Raw genomic sequence first — 23,415 nt, 5'->3', positions numbered from 1 at the left:
CGGGGCGGGGGGGGGGGGGGCGCGGCGGGGGGGGGGGGGGGGGGGGCGGGGGGGGGCCGGGGGGCGCCCCCCCCCCCCCCCCCCGGGGGCCGCCGGGGGGCCCGGGGCGCCCCGGGCCGTGGGGCCGTGACCGGCGGGAGACCGCCGGGCACGGCCCCACGTGCGTGGGCGGTTCGGGGGCACCCACCCCCACGGCCCGCCCTGCCGGGCGGGGTCCGCCCCGTCCTGGCCCACCCCGCCGGACCGGTACGTCAATCTGCGGGCGCGTCGTGGCTGGTCGCGCAGTTCCCCGCGCCCCTTCGGGGCGCCGGCCGGGAATCAGCCCACCCCCGCCGTCCCCTCGCGGCGCCGCAGGTAGCCCACGAGCACCCCGCCCAGGAACCCCGCCACCAGTCCCCACAGCAACCCCAGTCCCACCAGCGGCAACAGCCGCGCGTCGAGGGACACCTCGCCGCCGAAGTCGCCCAGGTCGCCGATGCCGAGCAGCGACAGTCCGTAGCGGGCCGAGATCCGGGTGAGCAGCCCCACCATCAGCAAGGCCAGCGCCAGCGTCATCGCGAGGCGGATCGCCAGTCGCCAGGGGCTCGTTCCGGCGGGGGAGCGGGCGGCCGCGACGAAGCCGGTCGCCAGGAGGGCGAGGGCGGCCAGCAGGGCCAGCAGCCAGGCCCGTCCGTCATGGGCGGAGAGCGAGGACAGGTCCACCGTCGCGGTCCCCTGCCCGCCCTCCCGCAGGACCGCCGCGAGCGCCTGCGGCATCGGCAGCCCGATCCCGTCCGGGACCCGCCCCTCCCACGCGCCGCCCAGCCCGATCCCGAGCCCCATCCAGGCGAGATTGGGCAGCCCCAGCAGCAGGACCGCGAACGTCCGGTCGGCGTGGCCGCGCGTGGCGGCCACCACCAGACCCGCGAGCAGCCCGAGCACCACATAGCCCAGCAGCAGCACCAGCACCGCGAACGCCGCCGGGCGGATGGAGTCCTGGAAACGCAGCAGCCGCGAGGGCAGCGGCGTCCTGCGGGAGGCGGCCGTCGCCACGACCAGCAGGACCAGCAGCCACAGCAGCCCGTAGCCGACCGTCGGCCCGGTCGCGGCGCGGAAGCCGACCGTGGGTGTCACGCCCAGCGCCGCGCCGAGCTCGTCGAGGACGTCCTCGTCCAGGCGGATACGGAACGTGTGCCGGGCCGCCCGCGCGACGAGCAGCAGCGCCACCAGCCACACCACGGCCGTACGGGCGGCCCGGCCGAGGAACGCGGCGCCGCTCGCCACCGCGTGATGGCGCATCGGGAGCAGGAAGACCACCGCGAGCGCCAGGGCCCCGGCGAGGGTCACCGACAGCGGTACGACGGCCAGCCCCGCGCCCGTACGGCCGAGGAAGCCGGCGCCGCCCGACAGCTCGACGGTGCCGCCGACGGCGCTGACGACGGTGGCCGCGACCACGGGGGCCAGCGCGTCGGCCCCCAGCGCCCCCGCCCCGGCGGCCCACAGGCCGAGCGCGGCGACCGCGACCATGGCGGCCACTGCGGCCGCCACGGCCGCGAGGGCGTCCCCCCAGGCACGCAGCTCGCTCATGTCGCCAACGTAAGCCAGCGGCGATCACACCACCCGTCCGGGCGCGCGGGCGGGGGAACGAGGGGCGACGGCAACTTGCGGGGCCCATGGGTCTGGTACACACAATGTGCGCAGGGGCGGCGAAAAGGAATAAAAACCTCCACCGAGGAGTCAGGGCCGTGTCGTCCGAGCCACCGTCAGCCAACCGCCCCTCCGGCCCACCGTCCGGCCCCCTGTCGGGCCGGGGCTCCCAGCCGCCGGACCGCCCGGCGGGCGAGCCGGAGCCGACCCGGCCCGACTGGTCGGCACCCCGCCCCGAGGCCCCCGGCGGCCCCGCCGGACCGGGCGGTCCCGGCGGCCCGCCCGCCCCGCCGGCCGGCGGGCGGGGCACCCCGGGCGAGGGCCCCGGTGAGGGCCCGGGCGGCGGCGCACGGTGGTGGCGGTCGAAGAAGGCGCTCGTCTCGCTCGCCGCCGTGGTCGTCGCCGCCGCGCTCGCGGTCTTCTTCCTCCGCCAGAACTCCGGCGGCTCCGCCGAGGTCTACCTCCAGGCCGCGACGGCCAACGGCAGGGACCCCTTCACCCAGTCGACGGCCAAGGACTACGGCGCGTCGGCGTCCTCCCACCCCGTCGTCCCGGTCGGCACGGGCGGCGACGGCGGCACCCGCAGCGTCAAGGGCGACACCCGGGGCCTCTACGGCGGCTCCCGGCACAACGCCAGCTGCGACGTCGAGCGCCAGATCGGCTATCTGACCCAGGACCAGGCCCGGGGCCGCGCCTTCGCGGGCGCCGCCGGCATCGAGCAGAACGGCCTCGCCGCCTATCTGCGCGGCCTGACCCCCCTGCAACTGCGCGCCGACACCCGGGTCACCAACCACGGCTACCAGGACGGCTCCGTCACCAGCTACCAGTCCGTCCTCCAGGCCGGCACGGCCGTGCTCGTCGACGACCGGGGCATGCCCCGGGTGCGCTGCGCCTGCGGGAACCCGCTCGGCCCGCCGGTGGCCGCCAAGGGCACCCCGACCGCCAAGGGCGACTCCTGGCCCCTCTACAAGGCGTCCGACGTCGTGGCGGTCACCCCGGCCGACTCCGTCCTCGAGTACTTCGTCGTCTGGGACCCCGACACCGGCGAGTGGTTCGAACGGCCCGTGGGCACCGACGGCGAGGACGACCGCTCCACCTCGGCCCCCAAGGGCGGGGTGACGATGAGCCCCAAGCCGAATCCGTCGCAGGGCGGCGGGCAGCAGTCCCCGCCGGCACCCCCGCCCCCGCCCAAGTCGCCGCCGCGCACCACGCCCCCGCCCGCTCCCACCACGCCCTACGGCACCACGCCGCCCACCCAGCCGCCGGCGCCCCCGGCGTACGGCCCGCCCCCGGTCCGCCCGCGCTGATGCCCCGTCCGACGTGTGACCCGCACACCGCGCGAGCGGTGTGGGCACCGCCGCTGCTGACCACGGCGGCCGTGGTCTACAACGACTGGGTGCTGGAGTTCCTCCTGCCCACGGGCCTGGACCCCCGGCACTCCTACGTCAGCGAGCTCTACGCCGCCGACCAGCGCTTCCACGGGCTCTTCGGGGGCATCGAGCTCGTGGCCGCCGCCCTGGTGGTCGCGGGGGCGCTCCTCGCGCGCGGCCGGTCGCGGGACCGGGCGCCGGGCAGGCCGCCGAGCCGCTTGGAGGAGGCCGGCTGGTGGTCGCTGGTGGCCTTCGGCGCGGCCTCCGTGGCCGACGTCGCCGTCCCGATGCGCTGCGCCCCCTCGGTGGAGAGCCTCTGCGAGGCCGTCAACCCCTGGCACACGACCACCAGCGCGCTGGTGCACCTCGCGCTGTTCGCCTCGATGGCCCTGCTGGTGACCGCGGCGGCGCTCGGCGCCCCGCGTCGCCCCGTCCTCCGCCGCTGGGGTCCGTGGGTGCTGGGCGCCGCGCTGACGACGGCGCTGGCTACGGTGGGCCCGCTGCTCGGGCGGCCGGGCTGGCACGGGGTGCCCCAGCGGGCGCATCTGCTGCTCGTGGGGGTGTGGTTCGTCCTGCTCGCCGCCGCCCTGCGCGCGGAGGCCCGGCGGCCGCCGCGCGCGGCACGGGTGCCCGAGCCCCCGGACCCCCGGGTCGGCGCCGCTCAGCCCGTCGGCCCGTACACGTGCAGCGCGCCGGAGAACGACGGCAGGTAGACACGGCCGTTGGCCACGGTCGGCGGAACGAACTTGGCGAACTTCCCGACGTCGTCCCGGGCTGCGTTCATCCTGCTGTGCCACACCTCGTCGGTCAGGTCGTGCGCCCGGTAGGCCCGCAGGACGCCGTCCACCACGGCCTGGTTGGCGTTCTCCCGCCAGGGGTGGGAGGCCCACACCAGGCCCGACCGGGGGTCCCGGCCGGCGGCGGAGACGGACAGCATCCCGCCGGGCATGCCGGGGGAGCCGCCCGGCACGCCCGTGGGGTCGGTGGTGGTGCTCGTCGACACCGGGGACGGGTCCAGGCGTCCGCCGGCGAAGCGGTAGGCGCGCAGGAAGGCGTTCTCCGGCCAGATGTAGCACCAGGGGCCGCCGGGGACGTCCCACCAGACCGGGCCGCCGTGGATGTGGTGGGTGTTCGCGTCGGGCGTCACCACGAAGAAGCTCTGCGGTATCTGGCTGTCGGAACCGGCGTGGAAGTGCCCCATCGCGGCCGTGTCGAGCAGATAGAACTTGCCCTCCTTGCCCCCGCCCAGCAGTAGCCGGGTGCCCGGGAGCAGCAGCGGCCCGGCCGAGCCGAGGTCGGCGTCGGCGGCGTCCAGCCCGGCGTTGTTGAACGGCGAGAACCAGTCGGCGGGCGTCAGGTCCGGACGGAGCTTGACGACGCTGTCGCCGAGCTCCGAGCCGTCGGGGCGGAAGCCGCCGTTGCCGGTCATGAAGTACAGGCACCCCGCCTCGTCCACGGCGAGCCCCTGCCCGGCCTGCCAGATGCCGCCCAGCCCGGTGCCGGGCGTGGTGACGTACACCCCCGTCCGGCGCAGCGTGGTCGCGTCGAAGCCGAACACCCAGCCGTGATACGGGCTGCGGTCGCCGTAGGCGGCGAAGGCGGCGTACACCGTGCCGTTCGCCAGGGTCAGCGCCGAGCGCTGGATCTGCCGCTTGCTGGTGAACGTGAGCCGCCCGCCCACGCTGCCGTCACCCGTCCCCGGCACGGTCGCCTCGACGCGCACGGCGCCGCCGAGGACCGGCTGCCCGGTGCGGGTGTCGAGCGCGTGGAGGGTGTGGTGGTGGCCGTCCGCCTCCTTGGTGAAGGCCAGCACGTAGATCACGTGGCGCGCGGCGTCGATGACGGGGGTGCTCACCACGCCCACCTCGACCGCGATGTCGCGGTAGTGCGACGGGCCGATCTCGGGGTCGGGCAGCGGGCAGGACGGGCCCAGCGAGGTGCGCCACAGCGGGGCCGAGGCGGTGGGGTCGACGGCGTCGTAGGCGTAGACGCTGTTGTGCATCGTCGCCACGTAGACCACGTCGCGCGGGCCCGGGCCCGGCAGCTCCACCCCGGGGAGGACCAGCGGCTGGGCGTAGACGTGGCCGTCGACCGCGCGGCTGAAGAGCCGGCCGAAGGAGGCGGGGGTGACGTTGCCCGGATGGAGCGTCGTCTCGCACGCGTTGAGGCCGGTGCGCCTGTTGTCATTGTGCTGCGTGGTGACCGCCACCCGACCGTTCGGTGCCTTTGGACCGTTCGGTGTGCGCGGCATGGCGCTCCCTCCTCCGTTCCCCCCCCGGCGGTTCCGGGATTCAGGGTGGGCGGCAACACCAGGTCACCGTCACCGGAATGGGTGAAAGCGCACTGATGTCGCCTCTATCGGCAGGTTTGTTTGCCGTTGACGGTCGCGGGTACCCGACGCCGGTGATGAAGAGAAACCAGCCGAGCGTCGTCGTGGTGACCGGGGCGAGCGGCGGCGTGGGCCGGGCCACCGCCCGGGCCTTCGCCGAGCAGGGCGCGAGCGTGGCGTTGCTCGCCCGCGGCCGCAAGGGGCTGGACGCCGCCGCGGACGAGGTCCTGCGGGCCGGCGGCGCCGCGCTGCCGCTGTCCGTGGACATGGCCGACCACCGGGCCGTCACCGAGGCCGCCGACCGGATCGAGGAGGTCTTCGGCCCGGTCGACGTCTGGGTCAACAACGCCTTCACCGGCGTCTTCGCCCCGTTCGTCGAGATCGAACCCGACGAGTTCCGGCGCGTCACCGAAGTCACCTATCTGGGCTATGTGTACGGCACCCACGCCGCGCTGTCCCGGATGCTCCCGCGCGACCACGGCACCATCGTCCAGGTCGGCTCGGCGCTGGCCTACCGGGGCATCCCGCTCCAGTCCGCCTACTGCGGAGCCAAGCACGCCATCCAGGGCTGGAACGAGTCCCTGCGCTGCGAACTCCTCCACCAGGGCAGCAAGGTCCGCACCACCATGGTCCAGCTGCCCGCCCTGAACACCCCGCAGTTCGGCTGGGTGCTCAACCGGATGCCCCACCGCCCCCGGCCCGTGCCGCCCGTCTACGAGCCCGAGCTCGCCGCCCGCGCCATCCTCTTCGCCGCCGCCCACCCGCGCCGCCGCGAGTACTGGGTGGGCGCGAGCACCGTCGCGACCCTCCTCGCCAACGCCGTCGCCCCCGGCCTGCTCGACCGCTACCTCGCCCGGACCGCCTACGACAGGCAGCAGACGCCCGATCCGCCGCCGCCGCTTCCCGCGGTGAACCTGTGGCACCCCGTCGACGGCGACGGCGGCCACGACCACGGCGCCCACGGCGACTTCGGCATGGGCGCCCGGACCCACGGCCCGCAGCTGTGGCTCTCCGAGCACCGGGGCGCCCTGGCCGCCGGAGCGGCGTTCGTCGCCGCCGCGTTCGCCGCGACCCGCATGCGGGCGGACCATGGGTGGCATGAGCGCTGACACGCCCCCGACCGAATCGCGCCGCAGGACCGTGCGCGCCCGGCACGCGGAGGCACTCGACCTCTTCACCGACCGGGTCCGCGCCGTCCGCCCCGACCAGTGGCAGGCGCCCACCCCGTGCACCGAGTGGACCGTCCGCGACCTCGTCAACCACCTCACCGTCGAACAGCTGTGGGTGCCACCGCTGCTGGACGGCGCGGGCATCGCGGACGTGGGCGACTCCTTCGACGGCGACCAGTTGGGCGACGACCCCGTCGCCGCCTGGGAACGGGCGGCCGAGGCCGCCCGCGAGGCGTTCGCCGCCCGGGGTGCCCTCACCGGCACGGTGGAACTGTCCTACGGGCGCACCGCCGCCCACGCCTACTGCGCCCAGATGATCGCCGACCTGGTCGTCCACGCGTGGGACCTCTCCCGGGCCATCGGCGCGGAGGAACACCCCTCGAAGGCCCTGGTGGACTTCACCCGCCATGAGGTGGAGCCCTACGCCGACGCGCTCTCCGGCTCGGAGCTGTTCGCCCCAGCGGTCGAACCGCCGCCGGGCGCCGACTCCTGGCAGCGGCTGCTGGCGCAACTGGGGCGGCGGCCCTGAGCCCTGACCCCGTGACCGGACGCGGGATCGGTACTCTTCGGCACTGAGTGACACCTGGTGACGGGGAGCGAGGAGGGGGCCGAGTGAGCGGGATAGTCGTCCATCTGCCGCGGGGGAGCGGCGGTGAAGTGCCGGGCGGCAGCCACGACACCGGCGCGGTGACGTTACGGCTCGGCCCGGGGGAGGTGGCGCGCTTCGGCCGGGGGTCCGCGACGACCCCCGTCGAGCTCCGTCTCGTCGACGAGGCGATCTCCCGGCTGGCCGGGGAGATCCGGGTGACCGACGACCACTGGCAGCTCAGCAATCACAGCGCGACCCAGAGCTATCTGGTGGAGAACCCGGAAGGGGCCGGGGAGTACTTAAGAGTGCCACCGCGACGGGCCGGGGCGCCGATTCCCTTCGAGTTCTCCAGGGTCGTGCTGCCCACCCGCGGCGACGCCACGGTCGCCTTCCAGGTGTTCGCGCCCGACCACGTCTATCTGGACCCGGACGGCGTGGGCGGGCCCTGGGAAGGCCGCACGGTCACCGCGTACTCCCTGGACGAGACCGCCACCTACTTCCTGGTGCTGGTCGCCCTCTGCGAACCGCGGCTGCGCGACGAGTCGCCCGTGGCGGTGCCGACCACCCCGCAGATCGTCGAGCGGCTGCGGGGCCACGCCGCCTGCGGCCGGCTGACGGCACGGGCCGTCAGCTCGCACATCGACTACCTCGCCGGGGAGAAGATACGGATCGCCTTCCCCACCGGGGGCGAATCCGGCCGGGAAGCCCGCCGCAACGGCAAGCGCGAGGCGATCGTCGGGCTCGCGCTGCGGTTCGGGCTCGTCAGGGAGGAGCACCTCGCGCTGCTGCCGCCCCGCCCCGGGGCGGGCGCCGGGGTGACCGCGTGACACCGCTCCCGCCCGGCCACCGCATCGGCGACTGGGAGGTCACCGAGCCCATCGGGACCGGCAGCTGGGCCACGGTCTACGCCGGACGACCGGCGGGCCGGAGCGAAGACGAGACCGACGACGGCACCCACGACGTCGTCGCGCTCAAGATCCTGCCCACCGAGGGGCTCGCACCGAGCCAGGCCCGCAAGGTCGCGGAGACGGCCCGGCGCGAGGTCGAACTCGGGAGCCGGGCCCGCCACCCCCGGCTCATCCGCCTGCTGGGCTCCGTCGTGCTCAGCGAGCCGGGCCATCCGTTCCTGGACGGCGCGATCGTGCTGGTCATGGAGCGGGCCGCGCGCAGTCTGCGGGACGTGCTCGACAGCGGGGTGACCGAGGCCGAGGCCGGACGGATCGTCGCCGAGATCTGCGAGGGCCTGGCGCATCTGCACGCCACCGGCTGGGTGCACGGCGACCTCAAACCGGAGAACGTCCTGCTCATGGCGGACGGTTCGGTCAGGCTCTCGGACTTCGGGCTCGCCACGGAACTGACCGGCGACCAGGGCACCCACGGCTACGCGCCCCCGATGGGCACCTTCGACTACCTCCCGCCCGAGCGCTGGAAGGCCCCGCTCGGCGAGCACGGCGTACGGGTCCGGCCCAGCGCCGACATCTGGGCCCTGGGCGTCATCGTCCACCAGGTGTTCGCGTCCGGCGCCTCCCCCTTCCCCGGCGCCACACCGGTGTCGCGCGCCGCCTCGACGCAGGAGTACGCCGAGGGGCGGGCACCGCTGCGCATGGACAACGCGGTGCCCCCGTTCTGGCGCGCCCTGGCCGCCGACTGCCTGGCCCCGACGCACTCCGCGCGCGCCGCCCACACCGCCGAGAGCCTGCTGGCCCGCATCACCGCCCGGCAGGACGACCGGCAGGACGCCCGGCCGGAGCCGGCGGGCCCCGGCGGGGAGCCGGGACGCCGCCGACGTCGTCGTACGCGTGCCGCCGTCGTGGCCGTCGCGGTGTGCGCCGTGGTGGCGGGCTGGGCGTCCGTCCTCCACGATCCCGGATCCGCCCCGCCCGACGGCCCCGGGTCCGCGCCGAACGGCCGGATCCGGGTGTTCAACGTCGAGCGGTCCTGCCAGGACCGCCAGGACCGGAACGCCGAGTGCAGTCTCGGCCTGGCGATCGATCCCTTGCGGCCCTACACCATCGACAACGTCGTTCCGGCACGGGTGTGGCACGACGACGTCCTCGCCGTCGACTGCCAGTTGTCCAGGGGCGTGCCCATCGTCGACGAGACGGGGACGTGGTCCGCCGACTGGTTCCGCGTCCGGCTCCCACGCGGCTCCGCGCGGCCCACCGCCTGGCTGCCCGCCGTGCGCACCAAGGATCGCCCCGCGCTTCCCGTCTGCCCGCGCCCCACACCTTCCTATCGGTGACCGCCGGGCGCCGTCACTCCGGATCGTTCCGGGTGCCGCGCCCCGGCGCACCGCCGCTACCTTGCGGCCCGCACGTCTCTCTTCGTTCGACTCGTTCGACGGCATTCGACGACATTCGACGACCAGGAGGTCATCGTGAGTGAGCACCGGCCCACCCGCAGAAGTCTTCTGAAGGCCGCAGGCGGCCTCTCCGCCGCGGCGGCGCTCGGCGCCGGTGGGGTCCTCGCGGCGGCGTCCACGGCCCACGCGGTCGGTGACGGCTTCGGGCTGCGCGTCGCGGAGCGCGGCGAGAACGACCCCCGTATGTGGTACTACCGGTTCGAGACCGCCGAGATCGGCTGGAAGCCCGCCGTCAACGTCCTGCTCCCCGACGACTACCACACCAGTGGACGCACCTACCCCGTCCTCTACATGCTCCACGGCGGCGGGGGCGACTTCATCGAGTTCGACCGCGCGGGCATCCGCGAGCTGACCGCCGGCAAGCCGATCATCGTCGTGATGCCCGACGGCGGGAAGACGGGCTGGTACTCCAACCCGGTCCGCTCCAACGTGGGTCCCCGCAACTGGGAGAACTTCCACATCAACCAGCTCATCCCGTGGATCGACGCGAACTTCCGGACGTACGCCGAGTACGACGGCCGCGCCATCGGCGGATTCTCGATGGGCGGTTTCGGCGCCCTGAAGTACACGGCCAAGTACTACGGCCACTTCGCGTCGGTGAGCTCCTACTCCGGACCCGCGAGCCTGCGCCGCGACGGCGGCCTGGTCGTCCACTGGGCGAACCTGACGTCCGCCCTGGACCTGGGCGGCGCCACCGTCTACGGCACCCCGTGGGACCAGAACCGGGTCAGCATGGACAACCCGGTCGAGCACATCGAGAGCTACCGGAACAAGCGGATCTTCATGGTCGCCGGTACGGCCCCCAAGACCGCCTTCGACTGGCTCAACGAGCCCGAGGTCCTGGCCGGCCAGCGGGAGTTCCGCGGTCTCCTCGACCGGGCCGGCATCCCGTACGAGGCGCACGAGGACGGCGGCGGCCACTTCTTCCGCAAGGAGTTCTTCCGCGGCGACCTCGACGGCATCATCGGCCGCCTCCGCAAGGCGTAGGCGCAGGCGCGGGCGCAGGCGACGGGACGGGCGGCGTGCCGCTAGGAATCCGGGCACACGGGAGCGGACGGCAGGTCGCGCAGGTACGAGGAGCGCTCGCTGTCGGTGAAATCACGGTGGAGGGCCCGGCAGAGCGTCCTCGCGGCTTCCTCCGCGTCGGGCATTCCCACGGCCCACAGCCGTACGGTCCTGTCGTCGCCTCCGGTGGCGAGAGTGCCGCTGTCGGGGCTGAACGCCACCGACCGCACGATGCCGCTGCGGCCGGGGAGGGTGGTGCGGGTCTCACCGCCGGTGACGTTCCGGAGCCGCACGGTCCTGTCGGCGCCGCTGGTGGCGAGGGTCCTCCCGTCCGGGCTGAACGCGACCGACTCGACCGAATCCGTGTGCTCGGTCAGGTTGTCGCGGGGGATCTCCTTGGCCACGTCCCAGAGCCGTACGGTCTTGTCCGCGCTGCCCGTGGCGAGGGTCTTGCCGTCCGGGCTGAACGCCACCGAATTGACCTGGCCGGAGTGGCCGGTGAGGTAGTTCCGGGCTTTGCCCCCGGCCGGATCCCACAGCCATACCGTCCTGTCCTGGCCGCCGGAGGCGAGGGTCCTGCCGTCGGGGCTGAAGGCCAGGGACAGCACTTTGCCTGTATGAACGGGGAGGCTGTTCTTCATCTCCGCGCGGGGCATATCCCACAATCGCACGGTCCCGTCGGTGTTTCCGGCGGCCAGGGTCCTGCCGTCGGGGCTGAACGCCACCGATAGCACCTCTCTGTCGGGGTCGGTGTAGGTGCCGCGGGGGTCGCCGCCGGCCGTGTCCCAGAGCCGTACGACTCTGCCGCCACCGGCGGTGGCGAGGGTCCTGCCGTCCGGGCTGAACGCCAATGAACTCACGGGATCCGTGAGCACGGTGAGGGCTTGGCGTGGTGTGCCGCCGGTCAGGTCCCAGAGCCGTACGGTCCTGTCCTCGCTGCCCATGGCGAGCGTTCTGCCGTCGGGGCTGAAGGCCACCGCGCTCACCGTTCCCGTGGGGCCCGTGAGGGTGTTGCGGGCGCCCCCGCCGGCGATGTTCCAGAGCCGTACGGTCTTGTCGGTGCCGCCGCTGGCGAGACTCCTGCCGTCGGGGCTGAAGGCCACGGACAGCACCGTGTCGCGATGGCCCGTCAAAGTGCCGCTGAATTCCCGCTCGGGAATGTTCCAGAGCCGTACGGTCTCGTCGCCGCCGCCGATGGCGAGGGTCCTGCCGTCCGGGCTGAACGCCACGGACCGCACACGACCGGTGTTGGCGGTGATGGTCTCCCGGGAATCGCCGCTGCTCGTGTCCCACAATCGCGCGCTTCCGTCGTCCTCACCGGTGGCGAGGTTTTTTCCGTCGGGGCTGAAAGCCACCGTCCGCACCGCGTGGATCGGGTCGATTTTCCGCTGGATTTCTCCACTGGACGTGTTCCAGATCAATACGGACTTGTCGGTGCTGCCGGTGGCGAGGGTTTTTCCGTCCGCGCTGAATGCCACCGATCTCACGGTGTCGGTATGGCCGGTGAGGACACGCCGGACCTTCGCGCCGGGCACGTCCCACAATCGGACCGCCCCGTCCAGGCTTCCGGTGGCGAGGGTCCGGCCGTCACGGCTGAACGCCACGGATTCCACGGCGCCGGCCGGGCCGGCGAGAGAACTCCGGAGCCTTCCGCCCGGCACGTCCCACAACCGCACGGACCCGTCGACACCGCCGGTGGCGAGCGTTCTGCCGTCGGGACCGAAAGCCACCGACGACACGATGTCCGTATGCCCCTTGAGGGTTTTCCGGACCTTCCCGGTGGCCGTGTCCCAGAGCCGTACGGTCCTGTCGTCGCCTCCGGTGGCGAGGGTCCTGCCGTCGGGGCTGAAGGCCACCGAGTTCACCCGGGCCGTGTGGTCGGTGAGGCGGTGCCGCAGCGGGAGGGCGACGGCCCGGTAGAGGCCGGCGACGGCTTCGTCGGTCGGGCTGGTCCGGTAGGCCTGGACGGCCAGCAGCGAGGCGAGGTCGGGCTGGGTGTCGATCAGGGCACCGGACTGGGTGGCGAGCTGCCGGGACTGGGACTTGTACTGCTCGGCGAGGGTCTTCTGCCGGGCGTCGACGGCTCTCCGAGTCTCCCAGAAGGCCATTCCCGTGGCGATCAGGGCGAGAACGAGCAGAACGGCCAGGACGGTGTTGACGAGCAGGCCGCGCCGGACCGTGGCCTGATGGCGCTCCCGGCTGGTGGACAGGAATTCGGCGATCTCCGTGGGGAGGGGGCGCCGGCGGGCCCAGTCGGTGCCCTCGTCGAGGGCGGTTCCGTGCAGCAGGTCCCCGGGGAGACCGCTGCCGGCGTGACGTGCGTGCTGTTCGGCCGTACGGTGCAGCCAGACCTGGAAGCGGTGGTCCTGGGCCACCCAGTCGCGAAGATCGCCCCAGTCGCGGACGAGCGCGTCGTGGATGAGCTCGGCCGTGGGCTCGCCCGGCAGTCCGCCGCGCCTGGTGGCGGTGCGCGTGGTGACGATGCGGTAGCGGGTCAGGGCCGCGAGGACCGTGTCGAAGACGCGACCGTGCTGGGGGTGCACGGCCTCGGTGGCCAGCGCGCGCAGGCGGGTGAGGGGCACCTGCTGGCGTGTCGCGGGAATGGCGTGGCCCTCGTCGGCGGGGCGTACCAACGCCGTGAGGATGCGTCTGGCGATGGGGCGGTGGTCGGCCGGCAGCTGATGCAGGGCGGTGTTGCACCAGGTCGCGAGGTTGCCGGAGATCTCGCCGAGCTGCTGGTACGCCTGGTGGGTGAGCCGGCCGTCGGAGCGTCGCTCCCACAACTGGCTCAGCGTCAGCTCCAGGGGCGGCAGCAGGGTGGTGGACGCCTGTCCGGTGGGGCTCGCGGCGAGGACGTCGGTGATGATGCGTTCCGGCAGCCCGTCCTCGAAACGCGCTCCCGCCGCCCGGGCGGGCCGGGTGATGATCTCCCGGAGCTCCGGGACGGTGAGCGTGGCGGGAACGTTGAGCAGCCCGGGGGCCGCGGCCGCCAGCAGCTCGGGCGCGAGGGCCGCCAGTTGGGGATAGAAGTCGTCCCGCATGATCAGGACGACACCGAGCTCGGTGCCGGGGGCCGTGAGCGACCGGGCGGCGGTCGCGCATCTGCCCGGTACCGGGCCGTCCGTAGGGGCCGGCTGGGCGAGGACCTCCTCGAACTGGTCGATGACGAGGAGCGCGCGGTCGTAGCCCGGTTCGGCGGCCAGGCGGCGTCGCACCGCCGGCATGATTCCGTCGGTGGCGGCCCCGGGCAGACCCGCGCGTTCGAGCTCGGCCAGGAGATCCTGTCCGGGCCGTGCCAGCAGCGGCAGCCAGCGGTCGCTCCCCGGCAGGACGCCCGAGGCGAGGGCGGGCAGCAGCCCCGCCTGGACGAGGGACGACTTCCCCGCGCCGGACGGCCCCAGGAGCAGCAGGAGCCGTCGTTGCGTACCCAGCGCCTCCAGCAGGCCGTGCACCGCGGAGTCCCGGCCGTGGAACCATTCGGCGTGCTCGGCGGTGAACGGTTCCAGCCCCCGGTACGGGCACACCTCCTGCTCGACGAGTTCGTTCCAGGCCTCCCGCAGGACCTGTGTGGGTGTGGCGTAGGCCAGGGAGAGGCCTTTGAGATGCCGGTCGGGGGCGGCGATGGAGGTGACCATGCCGATGACCAGTCCGGTCATCTCGTCGATCACCGGTCCGCCGCTGAAGCCCGTGGTGATGTCGTTCGCGTCGGTCAGCTGCAGCAGTGTGCTGGATCCGTTGCCGCTCGCCAGCAGATCGCCGGCCTCCGCGTACCCGAAATGACCCCCGGGTGGTGCCTGGGCCGGAAACCCGAAGGTGCGCACCCGATGCCCCCGGCAGCCCTCCGCCGACCCCAGGGACAGCACGCCCATCTCCGGCGGAGCGCTCTTGAGACGCAGAACGGCGATGTCCTGCGCACCGGGAGGCCGCCATGGGCCGGGCAGGACATGGGCCTCGACGTGTCCGGCGACGTCCGTGTGCGGGAAGGCCACCCACACCGTGGCGCCGGGGCCGTGGCCGGCGGCGTGGACGACGTGCGCGCAGGTGATGACGGTGTCCGCGGCGACCGCGAACCCCGTTCCCGCCACGCCGCCGTCCGCGTCGAGTATCTGGGCGACCGCTTTGGAGATCTTCTCGCTCACTCGCGCGGTTCTCACCGGAATCAGTTCCCCCGTATCTTCCAGTGGAATTGACGCCATATCCTCGCCCGCAGTGCCATTGCCCTGGAGGCGAAGGCGGCGTCCTGGCAAGGTAGCAACCTCCCCCGGTGTCACGGGCCGATTTTCCGGGTCGCCGGGCAACGGTATCCGGACAACGTGAATCGGCCGCGATTGTCCGGCCGGGGGAGGAAGTGGAAGAAACGCTTCGGACGATTCCTTCGTCTTGCCAAGAAGTGTGCGGTGCAATTCCTCGCCCCGGAAGGGAGACCGGATGGACCACGCGGAAAAACTGCTCGCCGTGATCTGGGAGGAATCGGGTGACCTCCGAGATCATCTGGACGACGACCAGTACCGGTCGCTGCTGGCTCTCGCGCGACACCTCGTCGACGTGGCGGACGATCCCGCCGTCGCGCTGAGAGCCGTCCACGACATCCGGCACCTCCTGAGGGCACTGCCCGGCGGCCATCCGGTGTGGCCGGCGCTCAACGCCCTGCTGGTCCCCTCTTCCCAGGCGCCCGGGGGGCCGGTGCCCGCTACAAGTGCCCTGCTGACCAGGCCGTCGGCGTGCGCCGGTGCACGAGCCGTCGAGAGGGGCGGAGAAGGAGAGGGACCCGTGAAACCGACGAGCATTCCGGAACCCGAGCCCGGCACCGACGCCATCGTCGCCGAGGTGCAGCGCCGATTGCTGACGGCACCCTCGCTCTCCGCCCACGAGGCGCGGCACCGCTGCGCGGGCGGGCCTCCTCCCGAGCTGATCCGGCTGGACGACCCGCTGCGGGGCGAACGGTATCCGGCCTTTCAGTTCGCCATCGGTTCCGGCGGACCGCCGATCCCCGTGGTGCGCCGGGTCAACCGGCTGCTCATGGCGCACGTCGACCCCTGGGGCGCCGCGGACTGGTGGCTCAGCGGCAACACCTGGCTGGGCGGGCCCCCCGTCTCGTTCCTCGGGATGCTTCCGGACGAGGCGCTGACGGGAGTGGCCCGGGCCTTGGTGGAGGGGGACTGATGACGGGCAACGTCTCACCCGCCTTGTACGCGATGCGACCCAACCCGTATCTGCTTCCCGCGGGGACGGAATGGTGGCGCGTGCACAACAAGGCCCGCTCGGCTGCGCAGTTCAACCCCGTCTCCGTCGACGCCCACTTCGGCGGCAACCGCTTCGACGGCACGTCGTACGACCCGTACCCCTACCTCTATCTGGCCAGTGACCCGGCCACCGCGCTGGCCGAGACGCTGCTGCGCTCACTCGACTTCGACACCGAGTCGGGCATGCGGCTCATCCCGTACGCCGCGGTCGCGCACAAGGCGCTGAGCGTGCTGCGGACGCGGTTCGACCGGAAACTCATCTCGCTGATCAGCGAGGAGGACCTCGCGGCCGTCTGCCAGGACTCCTGGCTGCTGGAGACCGAGGGCGACGGATACGCGAAGACACGGCGGTGGGCGAGCGAGATGCGCGCGCAGGACCCCGAAGCCGCCGGCCTGGTCTGGCAGTCCCGCAGACACCGGCCCCGCCTGGCCTCCGTCCTCTTCCAGGACCGGTGCGGAAAGGAACCATTGACCGTGTCGGCCGCCGTGGCCGAATTCCAGGATCTCGGATCCCCCGCCGGTGTCGCCGCCGTGAACCGGATCCTGGCCCCGCTGCGCGCGGCTGTCGTCGACCCATGGCGCTGACACGACTTGTCCGCCCGCGGCGCACGGTGCCATGGTGCCTGACGTGCCGACAAACGATGCGGACTACACGTCAATGCTGGGAGAATTGAAGGAAATCAGAAGAGCCGGGCTCGTAAAGCTCCGCGCGCTGCGCGTTCCGGTGCTGCAACGGACGGCGGTCGCGCGGACGTCGAACGGTTCCGTCGAGGAACTGCTCCGGACCGCCGTCTGCCGGCTCGACGAGGGGACCCTGCGCACGGCGGCCGAGTACACGCTGGGTCTGGCCCAGGGCACACGCGACTGGCCGGGCGCCGACCGGCGAAGACGCGCGGCCGAGATCTACGGAGTGAGCATCGAGCGGTTCCGCAAGGACCAGGAGCTGATGCTGCTCGGCCAGGTCGTCGAGGCCATAGACCACCTCGGGGAGGAGACCGCCGCGGACCGGTGGGACATCGGCACCACGCACCGCGCCGTCACCGTCGCCGTCCGCGGCCGGGCCGTTCCCATGACCGTCCACGTCCACCCGGTCGACCTTCTGCGGGACGTCGATGTCGTGGTGGCACCGACCAATGTCTTCTTCGCGCTGCCCGAGCCGTACAAGTCGTCGGTCTCGGCGTCGCTGCGCCGGGCCGGGGCCGTCCGTGGGGTGACCGGCGACGTCCTGGAGGACCGGATCCAGGACGACCTGCGGGCCTGGGCGGCGCGACAGGGCGCCCTGGGCCGTCCCGTGCCGCCCGGCACGGTGGCCGCCACCGGCTCCGGCGCCCTGACCGGCCAGGGAATACGCCGGATCTACCACGCCGCCGTCGCCGTCCCCCGGGGCGGCACCAACGACTACGACGTCCAGCCCGCCGACGTCACCCGGGCCGCGACCCGGGCACTCGCGATCCTGGCGGAGGAACAGCACGAATTCCGCCCGCCGCTGCGCTCGGTGTGCTTCACCCTGCTCGGCGCCGGCCGGGGCGGTCTGCCCTACGGGACCAGCGTCGGCGCGCTGTGGGCGGCGGTGGAGGCCGAGCTGGCACGAGGCGCGCGATGGGATGTCCACTTCGTGGTCCGCAACCCTTCGGCGGCGGCGCTGCTGTCCCGGCTGGCCACCCGGATCCGCCCGGAGGCCGACCCGTCCCCGACCGGCTGACCGGCTTCACTGGAGTCGTGCGGCCGGGCCGAGGACGGGGTTGTGGAGTACGGGGGTCTTCACGCCCGTACGAGGTCGTTGTGCGGCGCAGCGAGCGAGGGGGCGGCATCAGCAACTGATGCCGCCCCCTCGGTGATTCACACGCGCTGTGCCGATCGCCGGTTAAAAGCGGAAGGTCCAGAACTGCTGCTTCACATTGGCGAAGTCCCACTGCTGAACGCGGGCGCCGTTCCTGGAGCTGGAGTCCTCCACCTCCAGGCACTTGCCGGACCTGTCGTTCTTGATCGTGGTGCCGTCGAAGTGGACGGGCTTCGCGGAGACGGCGTCGGACCGAACGGCGTTGGCGGTCGAGCCGGAGCAGCCCAGCGCGACCAGGGCCAGCGCGCCGGCCATGGCGGCCTTGAGGGAGATGTTCCTCATGAGACTTCCCTTCGCTCGGTGAACCTCGGCATTCCCAGCTAACGGGAGGAGCTGGTCGTGGAACGGTCGCCGGAAGGGCGGATCCTGGCGCTCCCGCGGACGGCACCGCGCCGACTGATTCGAAGCGCAACCAAGCGGCCTCCCCGTGTGTCATACGGGCATGACAAGCGCAGCAGCGAGCAGAGCGAACGTACGCGCACGCGGAAGACTCGGTGTTCTCCTCGGCGCGGCCGTGCTGGCCGTGCCGCTCTCCGTGGCGGCGGGGGCGGGGAGCGCGCAGGCGGCCACGGCCTCCTGCACCGCCGGGGCCGGGCCGTACCAGAAGCAGGCCGAGCGGTTCCTGGGGCGGCCCGTCGACGGGCGGCAGTCGGCCGCCGACTGCCGGGCGATCCGGGACTTCCAGCTCGACCACGCCATCAGCCCCGCCATCGGCTACGCCGGGCCCGTCACCTGGGGCGTGATGGACCTCGTGGCCAAGCAGCGCGCCGCGGGGAGCGATCCCAACGCCGAGCGCAAATGCCCGGTGGACAAGGGACGGATCGCCTGCGTCGACCTGACCCGTCAGCTGAGCTGGATACAGGACGGCTCACGGCTGGCGTTCGGGCCGGTGCCGATACGGTCCGGCCGGGACGGGTACGGGACACGGACCGGGCTCAAACGGATCTACTGGCGCAGCGTCGACCACTGGTCGACGATCTACAAGGTGCGGATGCCCTACAGCCAGTTCTTCGACGGCGGGCAGGCGTTCCACGCCATCGACGGCAACGTCTGGTCGGCGCCGGGCTCCCACGGCTGCGTCAACATGCGGCGCGGGGACGCCAAGACGTACTGGTCGATGCTGAAGAACGGCGACGACGTCTACGTCTACGGGCGCAAGCCCGGCACCTGAGCCGACGCCCCGGCCGGGCCCTGTCCATGGCCCGGCCCCCGGCTCGTTCGGCGCTCCGGTCTGCGGATACGGTGGTCCCCGGGTGGGCTGGTCGTCCGTCCGTGAAGGTTCGGACGCGCCTACGAGGAGGCACGGCACGGTGGTGCGGTTACCCCAACTCAGACTGGACGAGCTGCTGGAGGAGCTCCAGGCCCGGATCGACGCCGCGCGGGGCACCCGGGACCGGGTGCACAGCCTCCTGGAGGCCGTGATGTCGGTCGGGCGCGAGCTCGACCTGGAGCATGTGCTGCGCCGGATCGTCGAGGCCGCGGTGGTGCTCGTGGACGCCCGGTACGGCGCGCTGGGCGTCATCGGGCCGGACGGGCGCACCCTGTCGCAGTTCCTCACCGTCGGGCTGGCGGAGGAGCACATCCGGGCCATCGGGCCGTACCCGTCGGGCCACGGCATCCTCGGCGAGCTCATCCGCCACCCCGAGCCGCTGCGGCTGTCGCGGATCTCCGCGCACCCGGCCTCGTACGGCTTCCCGGCGGAGCACCCGCCGATGGCCAGCTTCATGGGCGTGCCCATCCGGGTGCGCGAACAGGTCTTCGGCAATCTCTACCTGGCCGAGAAGCAGGGCGGCGCGGACTTCGAGGACGAGGACGAGGAAGTGCTGTCCACGCTCGCCGTGGCCGCGGGCGTCGCCATCGACAACGCCCGGCTGTACGAGGAGTCCACCCGCCGCGAGCGCTGGCTGCGGGCGGGCGCCGAGGTGACGAACCGTCTGATGTCCGGCAGCCGGCCGGCCGACGTCGTCGGCCTGATCGCCGAGCGGGCGAAGGAGATCACCTGCTCCGACCTGGTCACCGTCTCCCTGCCGCTGCCGGAGGGGGAGCCCGCGCTGACCGTCGAGGCCGCCCTGGGGGAGGGGAGCGAGGAGCTGCGCGGCACGGTGCTGCCGGCCGAGGGCACCCTCGCCGGGAGCGCGTACGTCTCGGGCCGGCCGGTCCTGAGCGCGGGCCTCGCCGCGGACCCGGCGAACTCCGCGGGGCCCTGCCGCGCCACCGGCCCCGCCGTGGCCGTGCCGCTCACCTCCGGTGACGCGGTGCGCGGCGTGCTGCTGCTGGCCCGGGCCAAGGGCCGCGCGCCGTTCACCCGGGAGGAGACGGAGCCCCTCCTCGCCTTCGCCGGGCAGGTAGCCGTGGCCATGGAGCTCTCCGAACGCCGCGCGGACGCCGCGCAGATCGCCGTGCTGGAGGACCGCGACCGCATCGCCCGCGACCTCCACGACCTGGCCATCCAGCGGCTCTTCGCCACCGGGATGACGCTCCAGAGCGCCGACCGTTTCATCGACCACCCCGAGGCCGCCGAGCGCGTCCAGCGGGCGGTCGACGACCTCGACGAGACCATCAAGATCATCAGATCGACGATCTTCGGCCTGCGGTCCCGGGAGACCGCCCCCCAGCACGGGCTGCGCACCCGGGTCGTCCAGACCGTCGGCGAGGGCGGCGCGCTCCTCGGCTTCGCCCCGAGCCTGCGAATGGAGGGGCTGCTGGACACCCAGGTGCCGCGCGAGGTCACCGAGGACGTCGCCGCCGTCCTGGGAGAGGCCCTGGCCAATGTGGCCCGCCACGCCCGCGCCCGGTCGGTGGACGTCGCCGTCGTCAACGACGGCCGCCGGCTGACGCTGACCGTCACCGACAACGGTGCCGGGATGCCGGAGGGCGAGGACGGCCGTCGCAGCGGTCTGCGCAACCTCGGCGAGCGGGCCGACCGCCACGGCGGCCGGCTGCTGCTCACAGCGCCACCGGGCGGCGGGACGACCCTGACGTGGAGCATTCCGCTGCCGGACCAGCCGGCCGGGTAGTGAGGGCCGGGGGCCGACGGCCGGGAGTCGCGGGCTACGGGGCTCAGGACGGCCGGGCGACGCTCGACGCGAGCACGGCCGCCTGGATCCGGCGCTCCACGCCGAGCTTGGCGAGCATCCGCGAGATGTGGTTCTTGACCGTCTTCTCCGACAGGTAGAGCCGCTCCGCGATCTGACGGTTCGTCATGCCGTCGCCGATGAGGCCGAGGATCTCCCGCTCGCGCGGCGACAGCCCGGCCAGGCGCTCGTCCTCCGGCTCGGGCCGCTCGTCCTCGCCGCGCAGGCTGTTCATCAGACGTGTGGTCGTCGCCGGGTCCAGCATCGACTGGCCGGAGGCGACCGTGCGGATCGCGGCCACCAGATCGGAGCCCTTGATCTGCTTCAGGACATATCCGGACGCCCCCGCCATGATCGCGTCCAGCAGCGCGTCGTCGTCGTCGAACGAGGTGAGCATCAGACAGGTCAGCCCCGGCATCCGGGACCGCAGCTCACGGCAGACCGTGATGCCGTCGCCGTCGGGCAGCCGGACGTCCAGCACCGCCACATCGGGCCGGAGCGCCGGCCCCCGCGTGAGCGCCTGGGCGATGCTGCCGGCCTCGCCGACGACCGAGATGTCGTCCTCACCGTCGAGCAGATCGTGGATGCCCCGCCGTACGACCTCGTGATCGTCCAGGAGGAACACCCGGATCGGCCGCTCCGCGGAGAACGCCCCTCCTCGCGCTGACTGCTGCTCCACCGCTCCGGCTCCTCATCGCTTTCGTCGGCATGTCGTCCTGTTTGGATCATGATCCAACATTTGTCGGACCGCCATGGGCCGAACGGCCCCGATCCGGCCAGGGACGCGGCCGGGGATGCGTGGCCGGGGGCCGGTTCACTCCTCCGCGATGAGCACCGCAACGCCCGTGACCCGGTCTCCCGCCAGGTCCGCGAGCGCCTCGTCGGCACGGCTCATCGGATACGGCTGTACGTGCACCACCGGCCGGTGCCGGGCGACCTCCGACAGATACGCGCGCCCGTCGGCCCGCGTGTTGGCGGTGACGCTGCGCAGCGTCCGCTCCTGGAAGAGATGCCGTTGATAGCCGAGCACCGGGATGTCGGTGAGATGGATTCCGGCCACGGCCAGCGTCCCGCCCCGGTCCAGGGCCGCCAGCGCCACCGGCACGAGATCCCCGACGGGAGCGAAGAGGATCGCCGCGTCGAGCGGCACGGGCGGATCGTCGTACGTGCCGCCCGCTGACGCCGCGCCCAGCTCCAGCGCCAGCCGGCGGGCCGGCTCGGCACGCGTGAGGACGTGCACGGAGGCGCCCTGGGCGATCGCCAGCTGCGCGGTCAGATGGGCGGACGCGCCGAAACCGTAGATGCCGAGCGCGCCGCCGGGCGGCAGCTCGGCCCGCCGCAGCGCGCGATAGCCGATGATGCCCGCGCAGAGCAGCGGCGCGAGCTCCTCGTCCGGCGGGCCCTCCGGCAGCCGGTAGGTGAAACGGGAGTCCGTGACCACGTGCTCGGCGTACCCGCCGTGGATGTCCCAGCCGGTGTAGCGGGAGTCCGGGCAGAGGTTCTCCCGGCCGCCGGTGCAGTAACGGCACGTCCCGCATGTGCCCGCCAGCCAGGCGGCGCCGACGCGGTCGCCGGGGGCGAAGCCCTCCGCGGCCGGCCCGGCGGCCAGCACCCGGCCGACGATCTCGTGGCCGGGCGTACGGCGGGACGCGCGCGGCGGCAGATCGCCCTCCGCCAGATGCAGATCGGTACGGCACACCCCGCACGCCCGCACCTTGATCAGCAGATCGTACGGGCCGGGTTCCGCCAGCGCTCTGCGCTCCCGGCGCAGCGGGCGTTCGGCGGCGGGCGCGGTGCGGTCGACGACCCAGGCCGTGGTCTCCGCCACGGCCGCCATGGCAGCCCCGGGCCCGGGGGATTGCGGATCCTGCGGTTCCGGGACCGTCATCGTGCTCACCTCCGGCCGTCGTCCCCGGCAGCGCCCCCGTCGGGCCCTCGCTCCTTCCACCGTGCGCCGGACCGGGAAGGACGGCAAGGCCCGGGTGTCCCCGCGAGGGGCCCGTTCGGCCCCTGCGCGCCGCGGCGCCACGACGGCATGCTGGTCACAGCCCGGACGGGATGTCGTCCCCGCCCGGTCCCCCGGGCGCGTGCCGGGGCCGGAAGCCGATGGCCGGCCCCGGCACGCCGCCCCGGCGGGCACGCACCGCCGGGCACCGTCCGGCCCGGCCCCCGACCGCTCTCCCGGGTGGGGAACCGGACCGGACGCCCCCGATGCGAGCAGTGGCGCAACGGCGCCCGGTATCCCGCGTAAGTCGCGGAAGGGCTCAGTGGTGCCAGCGCGGGCGGCCGCCGTCGCCACCGCAGGTGATGAGGAGGCCGCCGGCGTCGTGGGTACTGGCGCCCACGTCGCCGTTGCGGCAGTACTGGCCCGCCTTGTAGCAGTTCCCGGCGCTGGAGCGGATCTCACAGGACGACTTCGACACGGACGCCCCGTTCGCGCCCGCCGTGCGCTCCGCGCCGGGTGCCGGGGGCTCGGTCTGCGGCCCGCGCGTCTTGGGCGGCGCCTTCGGCGCGTGGGTCGACGGCTCGGAGGTGGGCGCGGGGGTGTGCGTCGAGCTCTCCGTGTGGTCCGGCGCCGTCGGCACGGACGTGGACACGGCCGGTGAGGCGGACGGGCGCGTCGACGACTTGTCGTCCCCCGTGCACCCGGTGAGGGTCAGCGCGGTCGCGAGGGCGAGCCCGCACGCGGCGGCGAGGCGCCGGCGGAAGGCGGGGCGGGACACGGTGGCTATGGCCAAGGCGGAGCTCCACGATCGGTACGGACGGGCAGACGGCATCGCCGCCGAACGTGGGGGGACCGGCAACGCT

The 23,415-nt window shown here is 73.5% G+C and carries 19 protein-coding genes; 12 read left to right on the top strand and 7 right to left on the bottom strand.

Annotated features, from left to right (window positions below; translation table 11 throughout):
* Positions 1-318: 318 nt before the first annotated feature.
* Positions 319-1,566, bottom strand: a complete 1,248-nt coding sequence (locus ACFYZR_RS31895) for a streptophobe family protein (RefSeq protein WP_391916902.1) — start codon at positions 1,564-1,566, stop codon at positions 319-321.
* Positions 1,567-1,724: 158 nt separating this feature from the next.
* Here ACFYZR_RS31895 and ACFYZR_RS31890 point away from each other — a divergent pair, with 158 nt between their 5' ends.
* Together ACFYZR_RS31890 and ACFYZR_RS31885 are read left to right on the top strand one after the other, a co-directional pair.
* Positions 1,725-2,933, top strand: coding sequence for a DUF6777 domain-containing protein (locus ACFYZR_RS31890; protein ID WP_391916900.1), 1,209 nt, complete (start codon positions 1,725-1,727; stop codon positions 2,931-2,933).
* Positions 2,933-3,709 carry a DUF998 domain-containing protein gene (locus tag ACFYZR_RS31885; protein WP_391916898.1) on the top strand — a complete coding sequence of 259 codons (777 nt, stop codon included), beginning with the start codon at positions 2,933-2,935 and terminating at the stop codon, positions 3,707-3,709. The genes ACFYZR_RS31890 and ACFYZR_RS31885 overlap by 1 nt, the downstream gene beginning before the upstream one ends.
* On the opposite strand, the gene ACFYZR_RS31880 is transcribed toward ACFYZR_RS31885, so the two are convergent.
* Positions 3,658-5,247 carry a hypothetical protein gene (locus tag ACFYZR_RS31880; protein WP_391916895.1) on the bottom strand — a complete coding sequence of 530 codons (1,590 nt, stop codon included), beginning with the start codon at positions 5,245-5,247 and terminating at the stop codon, positions 3,658-3,660. The two genes, ACFYZR_RS31885 and ACFYZR_RS31880, sit on opposite strands and share 52 nt — an antisense overlap.
* 155 nt (positions 5,248-5,402) lie before the next feature.
* Here ACFYZR_RS31880 and ACFYZR_RS31875 point away from each other — a divergent pair, with 155 nt between their 5' ends.
* From ACFYZR_RS31875 to ACFYZR_RS31855, 5 genes are all read left to right on the top strand, one after another.
* A complete protein-coding gene (locus ACFYZR_RS31875) occupies positions 5,403-6,434 on the top strand; it encodes an SDR family oxidoreductase (protein WP_391916907.1) in 1,032 nt (343 codons plus the stop codon).
* Positions 6,424-7,023, top strand: a complete 600-nt coding sequence (locus tag ACFYZR_RS31870; RefSeq protein ID WP_391916893.1) for a TIGR03086 family metal-binding protein — start codon at positions 6,424-6,426, stop codon at positions 7,021-7,023. Before ACFYZR_RS31875 ends, ACFYZR_RS31870 begins: the two co-directional genes overlap by 11 nt.
* A gap of 83 nt (positions 7,024-7,106) precedes the next feature.
* Positions 7,107-7,910, top strand: a complete 804-nt coding sequence (locus ACFYZR_RS31865; RefSeq protein WP_391916891.1) for a serine/threonine protein kinase — start codon at positions 7,107-7,109, stop codon at positions 7,908-7,910.
* Positions 7,907-9,325: a serine/threonine-protein kinase gene (locus ACFYZR_RS31860; RefSeq protein WP_391916888.1), complete on the top strand. Its 1,419-nt coding sequence runs from the start codon at positions 7,907-7,909 to the stop codon at positions 9,323-9,325. Before ACFYZR_RS31865 ends, ACFYZR_RS31860 begins: the two co-directional genes overlap by 4 nt.
* A 135-nt stretch (positions 9,326-9,460) precedes the next feature.
* The gene (locus ACFYZR_RS31855; RefSeq protein WP_391916886.1) at positions 9,461-10,432 is read left to right on the top strand and encodes an alpha/beta hydrolase; all 972 of its coding nucleotides are present in this window, start codon (positions 9,461-9,463) and stop codon (positions 10,430-10,432) included.
* 41 nt (positions 10,433-10,473) lie between these two features.
* Here the strand turns inward: ACFYZR_RS31855 and ACFYZR_RS31850 are convergent, their stop codons facing one another.
* Positions 10,474-14,589, bottom strand: coding sequence for a trypsin-like peptidase domain-containing protein (locus ACFYZR_RS31850; RefSeq protein WP_391916883.1), 4,116 nt, complete (start codon positions 14,587-14,589; stop codon positions 10,474-10,476).
* Between the two features lie 289 nt (positions 14,590-14,878).
* Here ACFYZR_RS31850 and ACFYZR_RS31845 point away from each other — a divergent pair, with 289 nt between their 5' ends.
* Genes ACFYZR_RS31845 through ACFYZR_RS31835 form a run of 3 tightly spaced genes read left to right on the top strand, consistent with a single transcriptional unit; the run spans position 14,879 to position 17,395 of the window.
* Positions 14,879-15,613 (top strand): hypothetical protein, encoded by a 735-nt coding sequence (locus ACFYZR_RS31845; protein WP_391916881.1) that lies wholly within the window; start codon positions 14,879-14,881, stop codon positions 15,611-15,613.
* Complete coding sequence (locus ACFYZR_RS31840) at positions 15,613-16,278, top strand: RES family NAD+ phosphorylase (protein WP_391916878.1); 666 nt, start codon at positions 15,613-15,615, stop codon at positions 16,276-16,278. The genes ACFYZR_RS31845 and ACFYZR_RS31840 overlap by 1 nt, the downstream gene beginning before the upstream one ends.
* Positions 16,279-16,309: 31 nt before the next feature.
* Positions 16,310-17,395, top strand: coding sequence for a hypothetical protein (locus ACFYZR_RS31835; RefSeq protein ID WP_391916875.1), 1,086 nt, complete (start codon positions 16,310-16,312; stop codon positions 17,393-17,395).
* Positions 17,396-17,557: 162 nt separating this feature from the next.
* On the opposite strand, the gene ACFYZR_RS31830 is transcribed toward ACFYZR_RS31835, so the two are convergent.
* Positions 17,558-17,815 carry an RICIN domain-containing protein gene (locus tag ACFYZR_RS31830; protein WP_391916873.1) on the bottom strand — a complete coding sequence of 86 codons (258 nt, stop codon included), beginning with the start codon at positions 17,813-17,815 and terminating at the stop codon, positions 17,558-17,560.
* A 160-nt stretch (positions 17,816-17,975) separates the two neighbouring features.
* Here ACFYZR_RS31830 and ACFYZR_RS31825 point away from each other — a divergent pair, with 160 nt between their 5' ends.
* Positions 17,976-18,704, top strand: a complete 729-nt coding sequence (locus ACFYZR_RS31825) for a L,D-transpeptidase (RefSeq protein ID WP_391916871.1) — start codon at positions 17,976-17,978, stop codon at positions 18,702-18,704.
* Positions 18,705-18,846: 142 nt separating this feature from the next.
* A complete protein-coding gene (locus ACFYZR_RS31820) occupies positions 18,847-20,550 on the top strand; it encodes a GAF domain-containing protein (protein WP_391916905.1) in 1,704 nt (567 codons plus the stop codon).
* A 43-nt stretch (positions 20,551-20,593) separates the two neighbouring features.
* On the opposite strand, the gene ACFYZR_RS31815 is transcribed toward ACFYZR_RS31820, so the two are convergent.
* From ACFYZR_RS31815 to ACFYZR_RS31805, 3 genes are all read right to left on the bottom strand, one after another.
* On the bottom strand, positions 20,594-21,286 hold the full coding sequence (locus ACFYZR_RS31815; RefSeq protein ID WP_391916868.1) for a response regulator: 693 nt from the start codon (positions 21,284-21,286) through the stop codon (positions 20,594-20,596).
* A gap of 135 nt (positions 21,287-21,421) precedes the next feature.
* Complete coding sequence (locus ACFYZR_RS31810) at positions 21,422-22,435, bottom strand: zinc-dependent alcohol dehydrogenase family protein (protein WP_391916866.1); 1,014 nt, start codon at positions 22,433-22,435, stop codon at positions 21,422-21,424.
* Between the two features lie 436 nt (positions 22,436-22,871).
* On the bottom strand, positions 22,872-23,345 hold the full coding sequence (locus ACFYZR_RS31805; RefSeq protein ID WP_391916864.1) for a hypothetical protein: 474 nt from the start codon (positions 23,343-23,345) through the stop codon (positions 22,872-22,874).
* Positions 23,346-23,415: the final 70 nt, after the last annotated feature.

This window comes from Streptomyces sp. NPDC001678, from assembly GCF_042892945.1.
Lineage (GTDB): Bacteria > Actinomycetota > Actinomycetes > Streptomycetales > Streptomycetaceae > Streptomyces.
The sequence above is the reverse complement of the archived record's forward strand: the minus strand, read 5'-3'. Positions and strand labels throughout refer to the sequence as shown.

Coding starts and splice junctions, on each gene's coding strand:
- ACFYZR_RS31885 (WP_391916898.1), top strand. CDS start 2,933: ATGCCCCGTCCGACGTGTGACCCGCACACCGCGCGAGCGGTGTGGGCA.
- ACFYZR_RS31880 (WP_391916895.1), bottom strand. CDS start 5,247: ATGCCGCGCACACCGAACGGTCCAAAGGCACCGAACGGTCGGGTGGCG.
- ACFYZR_RS31840 (WP_391916878.1), top strand. CDS start 15,613: ATGACGGGCAACGTCTCACCCGCCTTGTACGCGATGCGACCCAACCCG.
- ACFYZR_RS31825 (WP_391916871.1), top strand. CDS start 17,976: ATGACAAGCGCAGCAGCGAGCAGAGCGAACGTACGCGCACGCGGAAGA.
- ACFYZR_RS31875 (WP_391916907.1), top strand. CDS start 5,403: ATGAAGAGAAACCAGCCGAGCGTCGTCGTGGTGACCGGGGCGAGCGGC.
- ACFYZR_RS31830 (WP_391916873.1), bottom strand. CDS start 17,815: ATGAGGAACATCTCCCTCAAGGCCGCCATGGCCGGCGCGCTGGCCCTG.
- ACFYZR_RS31835 (WP_391916875.1), top strand. CDS start 16,310: ATGGTGCCTGACGTGCCGACAAACGATGCGGACTACACGTCAATGCTG.
- ACFYZR_RS31895 (WP_391916902.1), bottom strand. CDS start 1,566: ATGAGCGAGCTGCGTGCCTGGGGGGACGCCCTCGCGGCCGTGGCGGCC.
- ACFYZR_RS31870 (WP_391916893.1), top strand. CDS start 6,424: ATGAGCGCTGACACGCCCCCGACCGAATCGCGCCGCAGGACCGTGCGC.
- ACFYZR_RS31845 (WP_391916881.1), top strand. CDS start 14,879: ATGGACCACGCGGAAAAACTGCTCGCCGTGATCTGGGAGGAATCGGGT.